Genomic DNA, 10,013 nt, shown 5'->3' on the forward strand with positions numbered 1-10,013 from the left:
GCTATAGTCATTTTTTAGACAAGAAATGTAGATTTTCAAAATTTACTCCAATTATTGCTTAGATTGCAACACTCCCAAACTCTACATAGTAAGTTTTAAAATCTTTATATCTAATTGCTTGATACATAATCAAAATAGTCATTATTTCGCTTAATGATAGATTTGGCTTTGTACCAACTTTTTTCTTTTTATAATCAATTGACTTGCTTTGTAATTCTTTATGATAAATAATACAAAAGTCGTCTATACGACAAAAGGTTAAGATAAGTTGATCTATCATTATTAGTGGTTTTTTAACGGTTTTTCGCTTATTTTAACCTAAAAACACTACTAAACCCTTAATTTACAATGCTTTTAATTCCGAACTGAGGTTATATTAATACTCCTTTATTTGATCTATGAGGGTTTTTAGTGAGTATTCTATATTAAAATCTGCTGTATCAATTTGTATTATATCTTGATTCCAAGCTTGATAATCTCTATCTAGTACATCTTGCCAAGTAGGGTACTTATTTGGATTTGATTTATATCTAGTTTTTACTCTATTTTGATGAATTTGTTTATCACTACAGATAACTTCGATATTTATTACTTTAGTAGAATTTACTTGAGATAGCTTATTCCATAACTCTCGAGATTCTAAAACAGGGTTACAACAGTCGATAACTACACTTTTACCGAGCTCAAGATTTTCTTTTGCTTGATAATAGGCAATTTCATAGCCTTGTTTAGTTAGTTCTTGAGGATATTCTTTTTTTAGATAGTATTCGATTGTGTCTATTCTAAAATAAACTGTATTCGATATAGCTTTTGCTAGAGCTTTAGCTAAAGTTGTTTTGCCTACTCCTGGTAGACCTGAGAATATATAAGTATTTGTCATGATAATTATCTATAATGTAGTTTTGAGAACTCTACTTCTCTATCGTTGCAGCCATTTTCTTCCAAAAAATCTTCGATACTTTGTTTAGTTAGCTCTTTATGCTTAGTAGTAGGACCTAAAATAACTTTTGAAATTTTAATATCTATTATTGGTTCTTTATCCCAAAATAAGTCTGATGTATCAATATATGGCAATAAAAGATTGTTACTAACTCTATAGAGTCTTTTAACATTAGGTATTCCATATTTTATAAACTTATTTCTATCAAAAATTAATCTAACCTCATGTTCACTTTCAAAAGCTTCATTTTTAAATACAGGAAATAATTTACTGAAATCATCAATTAGAGAGTTAACATAATCGTTATGATAATTTGTTTCATTATTTTTATGGAACTCTGATGAATATAATATATCAGCCTATATTTTTCACTACTTTTATAAATTACTTTAGCTAGAGCATGGAATTGGCTACACCCAAAGTTATCTAACTCTAAACATATTCCTTCACGATCTTTTCCATAAGCTCTCCACTGAGATAAATCATCTTTAATTGTACTAAAAGAGCTAATAAAAAACTCTTTATCAAAACAATTATCTTCAGCAATTTTTATTTTTACTTCTTCTAAGATCTCTATAAAATTAGGGCTAATTTTTTTGTTTCTAGAAATATAACATTCAATAAACTTTATAACTTTATTTTTTCCTTCTATAAACTCTTCACTATCATTTAAATATTTTGGATTAGACATCCATAATGATTTGTTTTCTAATATGCTTTTAAATGCAGTTAAATCTGTATAATGATAAAGCTTTTTACACTGAAGTCCTTGCCATAAGTAAGGATATTTTTTATAGAAATTATTTCTAAGCTGAGCATTTAAAATTCCAAGATCTGATTTTTGAAAGATATTGTTTTGCATCTAAACCTCATAATCATAACTAATTGTTAAAGGCGCATGATCAGAGAACCAGTTTTCTTTGTAAACATAATCAGATTTTGGTATTACTTTATCTTTTAAGGTAGGTGTTGAAATATGGTAGTCAATTCTCCAGCCAACATTCTTTGCTCTAGCTTGGCCACGATTTGACCACCAAGTATATTGTAGAGCTTCATGGTTAATAACTCTAAAAGTATCAACCCAACCTAGATCATCAAATATATGATCTAACCAAGCTTGTTCTTCTGGTAATACTCCAGATGTCTTACCATAGTTTGATTTCCAGTTTTTTATATCAATTTCCTTATGCACAATATTAAAATCACCACAAACTATAAAATCTCTACCAGATTTAACTTGCTCTTTTAGTATTTCTTTGTATTTCTCAAGAAACTGCATTTTATACTCTTGACGTACATCACCACTAGAACCACTTGGCAAATATAAACTAGCAATACTAAAGCTTTCATAATCAAATTGAATATATCGGCCTTCATCATCTGCCCAATCTAGTCCTAGCTCTTTGATAACTTTAAGAGGCTTCTTTTTGGCATAAATAGCCGTACCACTATATCCTTTCTTAACAGCATCTTTAAAATCATAATGATAGCCTTCTGGGAAGTATTGATCATCTCCTTCAAGTTGATGAAATTGAGCTTTTGTCTCTTGAATACATAAGAAATCTATATCTTGAGATGTAAACCACTCCCAAAAACCTTTGCGTGTAGCTGCACGAATACCGTTAGCATTAAAACTTGTTACTTTAATCATTGTAAATTTAGATAATTAAAATTATTTATTAATTAGAAATTCTAACATTTTTAGCGATGAAAAAGAGGGTATTTTGAATAAAATTAGAATAAGCCTTTAACTAACATTTGTATTGCAGCTAAGATAATTACAACAAAGAACGTTATTCTAAGAGCTTTTGTTGGGATATGTGGCATTAGTTTTGAACCAATCATAGAGCCTAGCAATGTACCTAAAGCCACTGGTAGAGTTATCAAACTATCTATATACCCAGCAAAATAGTAAGTTGACGTAGCAGCAAAAGCTGTGATTCCCATTATAAAATTACTCGTAGAAGCACTAACTTTAAATGGAATCCTCATAATGTTATCCATAGCTATAACCTTAAAAGCACCTGCACCAATACCGAGTAGGCCACCAATAAATCCAGCTCCAGACATACCTAAAAAGCCTAGAATAGGTCTTTGGACATTATAGCTTTCTTCTATACCATCTATATTAATACTATCATTAAGTTGTAATCTATCTGCCATTTTAGATACCTTATGATTTCCATCAGATACAGAAGGCTCTTTTTTAAAGAAACTTAATATAGCTACAAGTATCAGTATTCCACCAAAGATTATAAATAAGGACTTAGACTGAAGCATAATAGCTATTTTGGCACCAAAGATAGAACCTATAGCTGTTGCTAATGCTAAAAATAATCCTAATTTTTCTTTAGTATAGCCATGAGATTTTAGTGAAACTATAGATGTTGCAGTAGATGTACAAATTATAGCAACTAAAGATGCTCCTATTGCATGATGAATAGATACACCTAGAACTGTAGAGAGTAGGGGAGTTATAATAAGAGCACCACCTAAACCAATTACAGATCCAATACTCCCACCTATTATAGCAACTACAAAAATAGCTATTTCAAAAAATATTTGTTGATCCATTATCACACAATTAAATAGACTCTTTTATCTAGTATAACCTTTATTTCTATATGTATGAAAAAATATATTAGAATGAGAGTGAATTTAAAAAAAAAGCCCTTATTTCTAAGAGCTTTAATATATGGCGGAGAAAGAGGGATTCGAACCCCCGGACCTGTTACAGTCAACGGTTTTCAAGACCGCCGCTTTCGACCACTCAGCCATTTCTCCGAACTGATGGAGTATATTATACAAGCATTTATTCGCTTTGCAAGATTATTTTTACTAAAAAACTTATATATTTAAAGTTTTTGTAAATAGCTCTATTTATTGTAACTAGTACCTTTAATAAACTCTCAATTTAAATCAATAATATTCTCACTCAACTATGAGTAAATCTATAGTATTTTTTCTATTAAAATTAAATTATGTTGAAAGATTAATAAATCTAGACTTTATGATTACTAACTATTATTATCTCTAAAAATATTCTTATACACATAAGAAGAGGATTTATATGTCAGACAATAGATATAAGATTACAAAGAAAGTGACTATTGTAGGTATGTTTGTAAATGCATTACTTGCAGTGTCTAAGACAATAGTTGGGATAGTTGGTCGCTCACCTGCTTTATTTGCAGATGGTATTCATTCCTTTTCAGATCTGTTAAGTGATTGTATGGTTTTATTCGCTGCTAAATATGCCAATAAAGGAGAAGATCATAATCATCCTTATGGCCATGAGAGACTTGAAACATTAGCAACTCTTGTGTTGTCATGCCTACTTATAGTTGTAGGCTTTATGATTGTTTATCATTCTTTAGGAGACCTAATTAGTGGTGATTATGTGACTCCTGATAAATTTACAGTTTTTGCAGCTATTTTTTCAATAGTTGGTAATGAATTTATCTATCAATATACCATGAGAGCTGCTAAACAAATTGATTCAGATATGCTAAGAGCGAATGCATGGCATAGTCGTTCAGATATGTGGTCTTCTGTGGTTGTATTATTTGGTTTGGCTGGAGCCTTTTTAGGCTTTGTTTGGATGGATGCTCTCGCTGCTTTTGTTGTTTGTTATATGATCGTAAAAATGGGTATCAAATGGGGATATTCTGCAGTTGCTGAACTTATTGATGAAGGTGTAGATAATGATACACACAACAATATCAAAACAATAATTTCAAATACTGAAGGGGTTGAAGATTTTCACTATCTTAGAACAAGAAAAATGGCTGGTAAGATTGTCCTGGATGTTCATGTTTTAGTTAATAAGTTTAGTACAGCTTCTGAAGGTCATTATATAGCAGAAATTGTTAAGAGTAATATTTATCATAATATTGAAAATATCAAAGATATAACAGTGCATATAGATGTTACAAATCATGAAGATGGTGTAATAAAATTAGAAAATTTTGAACCATCAAGGCAAGATATTTTAGATGCTATATCAGAGTTTCTTACTAAAAATAACTTGGATACAGATGTAATTTTATCTAAAAGAAGCTCTATATACTATTTTGATAACGAAATAATGGTCGATCTTTATGTCAAGAGATCAAATGATTTAAAAAGATATGCAAATAAATTGAAGAATATGGCATATAAAGATTATAATATAAATATTAATTTATTTTGTAAGCTTATTGAAAGTTAATATATAAGGTTTTTATGAAAATTAGAAAAGCAGTTTTTCCTGTTGCAGGGTGGGGCACTAGATTTTTACCTGCTACAAAATCATGTCCTAAAGAAATGTTAACCGTTGTTGATAAACCGTTAATTCAATATGCTGTAGAAGAAGCTATAGAAGCCGGTTGTAAAGAAATAATATTTGTTACAAGCTCTAATAAAAAGTCTTTAGAAGACCACTTTGATAGAAACTTTGAATTAGAACATTCACTTGAGAAAAAGCAAAAATATGAATTGCTGGATATGGTAAAAAACATTATTCCTAAAGATGTAAGTTTTTTCTTTGTGCGTCAGCCAGAAGCATTAGGGTTAGGCCATGCAGTATTATGTGCAAAGCCTCTTGTAGGTATTGAAGATTTTGCAGTTATATTACCTGATGATCTTATTTATAATCATGACTGCGGCACAGGAGTTCTAAAACAGATGGTTAAATCTGTTGAAGGTAGTGATATTAGAGGATGTATCGCTACCCAACAAGTAAAAAAAGAAGAGACTGGATCTTATGGAATCGTTGCGAAAGATCAAGAGAATATTATAAAAGGGATCGTTGAAAAACCATCTCCAGAAAAAGCACCTTCAACGAATGCTGTTGTTGGCAGATACTTATTACCTAATAAAATTTTTAGATGCCTTGAAACAACATCAGAGGGAGCTGGTGGTGAAATTCAGCTCACTGATGCTATTGCTAAACTTATAGAGCAAGAAGAAAAAATACTTTCTTATGAGTTTAAAGGCACTCGCTATGACTGTGGTAGTAAGTTAGGCTTTTTGATTGCTAATTATGAGATAGCTTTACAGCACCAAGAACTAGGTGAAAAATTCAAAAATTACCTTAAAAATAAACACTAAATTTATTAATATTCTGTTATATCTTATTCTTACAATTTTCCTTAAATACTGCTAACATGATTTTAATATTAAGTTTAATTTTATAGTTATTCATGTCGTATTCAAAATTTCAAGTATCACAAGAGTTTATTGATAGTTCACATATTAATAATGAGCTATATGAGAAGCTTTATAAAGAATCTTTAAATACTCCAGAAGAATTCTGGTCTAAGCAGGCAAATCGCATACACTGGGATAACCCCTTCACTAAAGCATGTAATAGTAGTTTTGATCCAGTTAACATTAAATGGTTTGAAGATGGTCAGTTAAATGTTTGTTATAATTGTGTGGATAGACATTTACCAGAAAGAGCTAATCAAGTAGCTTTTATATGGCAGGCTGATAACCCTAAGAAATCAAAGAAAATAACATATCGCGAACTATATCATAGAGTCTGTGAAATGGCTAACGTATTAGAAAACAATGATGTAAAACAAGGTGATGTTGTAACCATATATATGCCACTAGTGCCTGAGTCAATATATGCAATGTTAGCATGTGCTCGTATTGGTGCTACACATTCAGTAGTATTTGGAGGTTTCTCTGCAGAGTCATTAAAACAGCGAATTATAAATGCAAAAAGTGATTTTATAATTACAGTTGATGAGGCTGTTAGATCTGGTAAAAGAATCCCTATGAAAGCAAGTGTTGATAAGATAGTATCAGACATTGACTTTGTTAGAAAAGTCCTTGTAGTGCGTAATACTGAAACACAAAATATATCATGGAATAAAGATATTGATATCTGTTATTCAGAAGAGTTGAAGAAAGTTTCAAATGAACATCAACCAAAATCTTTTAATGCAGAAACTCCTTTATTTATGTTATATACTTCAGGTTCTACTGGTGCACCTAAAGGTCTTGTTCATACTTCTGGAGGCTACTTAGTATATGCTAGTATGACTCATAAGCTAATATTTGATCATAAAGATCATGATGTATACTGGTGTACTGCAGATATTGGTTGGATAACGGGACATACATATGTAGTATACGGCCCTCTTGCAAATGGTACAACTTCAGTAATATTTGAAGGTGTTCCAACGTATCCAGATGCCTCAAGATTATGGCAAGAAGTGGATCAACATAACGTTAGTATATTATATACAGCACCTACATTAGTTAGATCTTTATTAAAAGTTGGTGATGATTATCTTAAAACAACTACAAGAAAATCATTACGTGTACTAGGATCTGTTGGTGAGCCAATAAATCCAGAAGCATGGCACTGGTTTGTAGAAAAAGCAGGTAATAATCAAGCTCCACTAGTTGATACTTGGTGGCAAACTGAAACTGGTGGACATATGATTGCTCCTCTACCAGGAGCTCATAAATTAAAACCTGGCTCTGCTTCAAAACCTTTCTTTGGTGTTGAAGTTGGATTATTTGATACAGATGGTAACGAGATACATGGAGAAGGCAAAGGAGCTTTATGTATAAAAAGAGCAACTCCAGGTATGGCAAGAACTATTTTTGGAGATCATGATAGATATTTACAAACTTATTTTTCTAGCTTCAAAGGAAACTATTTCTCAGGTGACGCAGCTAGACGAGATAAGGATGGTTATATCTGGATAGAAGGGCGTATGGATGATGTGATAAATGTTTCAGGCCATAGAATGGCTACTGCAGAAATTGAAGCTGCTCTAAACACTCATCCTTCAGTTGCAGAAAGTGCAGTTGTCGGCATGCCTCATGATATCAAAGGTGAAGCTATATACGTTTATTGTATTCTTAAAGAAAATACAGATGAAAGTCAAAGTACTCTTGATGAAGTAAGAAAATCTCTAGTTAAATATGTTCGCCAAGAGATTGGACCTGTTGCTACACCAGAAGTTATTCAGTTTACCCCAGAGCTACCAAAAACACGTTCTGGTAAGATTATGCGTAGAATTTTAAGAAAAATAGCTGCAAAAGATTTTGAAAATTTCGGAGATACCTCTACATTATTAAATCCAGATATAGTAGAGTATCTAAAAAGGAATAGATAAAAATGAATCATGAAAAATACTTCTTTAGTGAAAGGTTATTCAAAAATAGTTTTAGCTTTAGTCTTTTGGGCTAGCTTATATCATATAGCTCCTTTACCACTTAAATATGTTGATATCTATCTAGTAGGTTTAATACGTTACGCCTTTGCTTCAATAATATTTATCTTTATACATTATTATTTTACAAAGACCTTTTTTCCTCGTTTAAATATAAAGCAATGGATTTATGTTATAGCAGTGGGTTTCTTTGGAGTCTTTCTTTACAACATAACATTCTTATGGGCTGAGAAACTTATATCTGGAAATATTGTAGCTATAATATATGCATTTACTCCATGTCTTATTACAATATTATCTAGTTATATCTTTAGTATGAAAGTCAACCAACAAGCAAAGGTTGGTATACTTGTCGCATTACTTGGTACTATAGGCGTTGTTTTATTTTCAAATGGTGCTGCAGAATGTCTTAATGGTGTCGAGATAAATTTTGGAGAAGTATTAAGTATTTTAGCTGTTGTATGTTTTGCTGCTTATGCAATATTGGGAAAATGTTGTGTAAGAGAAGGTATTCATATGATTACTATAAACACTTATGCTGCAATTGTAGGCATGATAATGTTTGCTATAGTAAGTCTATTTAAGTCAGATTTCTCTCAACTAGCTCATACTGATATTAAATTTTGGGGAAGTATGCTTTATATAGCAGCATTTGCAACTGTAGTTGCATATGTTTGGTACCTTGGGGCTCTTGAAGAAATAGGTGTATATAAAACAGCAGTTTTTCAAAATACCTTACCATTTTTAGTTATTCTTATAGGATTTCTTTTTTACGATGAAACTATTTCTATCCTATCGTTATTGTTTGGAGGCGTAGTATTTTTAGGTGTTTATATAACAAATGCTGCAGTTAATAAAAAACCTAATTGATCGTTTTATCTATATTGACATTTTCCTTTTAAAGCTCACATATAAAGATCTTTATTTATAAGTATCTCAAAAGATTTGTATTTTCATTTAAATTCTTTTAAAATATAGCCTTGTTGTTTTGTCTAATCATACACATTAACTGAAAAATTTAACAAACTGGAGAAGAGGCCAATATGGCAAAAGAAGATTGTATCGAAATGGAAGGAGTTGTATTAGAAGCTCTTCCAAACACAATGTTTAGAGTTGAGCTTGAAAATGGTCACATTGTGACTGCTCATATATCAGGTAAAATGAGAAAAAACTATATTCGTATTTTAACAGGCGACAAAGTAGTTGTTGAAATCACTCCATATGACCTTACTAAAGGACGTATCAAGTTCCGTAGTAAATAATCCTAAAAATTTCTTTATAAGATTATATTTTCTAATATTAATAAAACTGGTGTTGTTATAGTAAATATCAAACCTATTGATATTGCTAGTGGCACTACTTTTGTGCCATAGTTATCTTTGATAACCGGTAGACAAAAGTCCATAGCTGTGTTTGCAGCATATCCTACCAACTCTATAGATAGTACTGCTCTAAGTAAAGGAATAAGTGCTATAACAAATATTTCACGCAAGAAATCTATCATAAAAGTAACCATACCATAATATTCACCAAGAAAATTGGTATTTAAAACTACTGATAGTGAATACCAGCCTAAACCAGAGCATATCATAATACTTTGCTTAAGAGATATACCCGTAAATAGGCTAATAATCAGTCCTGATGCAATAGATGTTAAAATAATAATAGCTACAATAATAAGAGCTACTTTATTCTTAAAGATATCTTTTAAGGGAATTTTCTCCAATCTTAATAAAACACCAATAATAAGCATTAAACCTAATAACATCACAAAGACAATAGTATCAATAAACTTAGTTATATCTATACTTATAACTTCGGGTCTTTACAGATAATTGTGTAAATTTTAATTAGGTTATATATTTTAAATATAACAATAAGGGATTTACAGAATG

The 10,013-nt window shown here is 30.8% G+C and carries 11 protein-coding genes, 1 tRNA gene and 1 pseudogene; 5 read left to right on the plus strand and 8 right to left on the minus strand.

Annotated features, from left to right (window positions below; all coding sequences use genetic code 11):
• Positions 1 to 76: 76 nt before the first annotated feature.
• From AB8E56_RS10380 to AB8E56_RS10410, 7 genes and pseudogenes are all read right to left on the minus strand, one after another.
• Positions 77 to 280 (minus strand): annotated as a pseudogene (locus tag AB8E56_RS10380) (IS982 family transposase); the annotation flags it as partial.
• Positions 281 to 376: 96 nt separating this feature from the next.
• Positions 377 to 880, minus strand: coding sequence for an AAA family ATPase (locus tag AB8E56_RS10385; RefSeq protein ID WP_329480817.1), 504 nt, complete (start codon positions 878 to 880; stop codon positions 377 to 379).
• A 5-nt stretch (positions 881 to 885) separates the two neighbouring features.
• Complete coding sequence (locus tag AB8E56_RS10390; protein WP_329480819.1) at positions 886 to 1,074, minus strand: hypothetical protein; 189 nt, start codon at positions 1,072 to 1,074, stop codon at positions 886 to 888.
• Positions 1,075 to 1,223: 149 nt separating this feature from the next.
• Positions 1,224 to 1,802, minus strand: a complete 579-nt coding sequence (locus AB8E56_RS10395; protein WP_329480821.1) for a hypothetical protein — start codon at positions 1,800 to 1,802, stop codon at positions 1,224 to 1,226.
• On the minus strand, positions 1,803 to 2,591 hold the full coding sequence (locus tag AB8E56_RS10400) for an exodeoxyribonuclease III (RefSeq protein ID WP_329480823.1): 789 nt from the start codon (positions 2,589 to 2,591) through the stop codon (positions 1,803 to 1,805).
• Positions 2,592 to 2,674: 83 nt separating this feature from the next.
• Positions 2,675 to 3,514, minus strand: coding sequence for a sulfite exporter TauE/SafE family protein (locus AB8E56_RS10405; RefSeq protein WP_329480825.1), 840 nt, complete (start codon positions 3,512 to 3,514; stop codon positions 2,675 to 2,677).
• 122 nt (positions 3,515 to 3,636) lie between these two features.
• A tRNA-Ser gene (locus AB8E56_RS10410) sits at positions 3,637 to 3,724 on the minus strand.
• A gap of 286 nt (positions 3,725 to 4,010) precedes the next feature.
• On the opposite strand from AB8E56_RS10410, the gene AB8E56_RS10415 reads away from it, so the two are divergent.
• From AB8E56_RS10415 to infA, 5 genes are all read left to right on the plus strand, one after another.
• Complete coding sequence (locus AB8E56_RS10415) at positions 4,011 to 5,150, plus strand: cation diffusion facilitator family transporter (protein ID WP_329480827.1); 1,140 nt, start codon at positions 4,011 to 4,013, stop codon at positions 5,148 to 5,150.
• Between the two features lie 14 nt (positions 5,151 to 5,164).
• A complete protein-coding gene (gene galU, locus AB8E56_RS10420) occupies positions 5,165 to 6,031 on the plus strand; it encodes a UTP--glucose-1-phosphate uridylyltransferase GalU (protein WP_329480829.1) in 867 nt (288 codons plus the stop codon).
• 92 nt (positions 6,032 to 6,123) lie between these two features.
• Positions 6,124 to 8,061: an acetate--CoA ligase gene (acs, locus tag AB8E56_RS10425; RefSeq protein WP_329480831.1), complete on the plus strand. Its 1,938-nt coding sequence runs from the start codon at positions 6,124 to 6,126 to the stop codon at positions 8,059 to 8,061.
• Positions 8,062 to 8,070: 9 nt separating this feature from the next.
• A complete protein-coding gene (locus AB8E56_RS10430; protein ID WP_329480833.1) occupies positions 8,071 to 8,988 on the plus strand; it encodes a DMT family transporter in 918 nt (305 codons plus the stop codon).
• A 173-nt stretch (positions 8,989 to 9,161) separates the two neighbouring features.
• Positions 9,162 to 9,380 carry a translation initiation factor IF-1 gene (gene infA / locus AB8E56_RS10435; protein WP_003033733.1) on the plus strand — a complete coding sequence of 73 codons (219 nt, stop codon included), beginning with the start codon at positions 9,162 to 9,164 and terminating at the stop codon, positions 9,378 to 9,380.
• Positions 9,381 to 9,394: 14 nt separating this feature from the next.
• Here the strand turns inward: infA and AB8E56_RS10440 are convergent, their stop codons facing one another.
• Complete coding sequence (locus AB8E56_RS10440) at positions 9,395 to 9,931, minus strand: lysine exporter LysO family protein (protein ID WP_329480848.1); 537 nt, start codon at positions 9,929 to 9,931, stop codon at positions 9,395 to 9,397.
• Positions 9,932 to 10,013 lie beyond the last annotated feature (82 nt).

The sequence above is a fragment of the Francisella sp. 19X1-34 genome, from assembly GCF_041102755.1.
Lineage (GTDB): Bacteria > Pseudomonadota > Gammaproteobacteria > Francisellales > Francisellaceae > Francisella.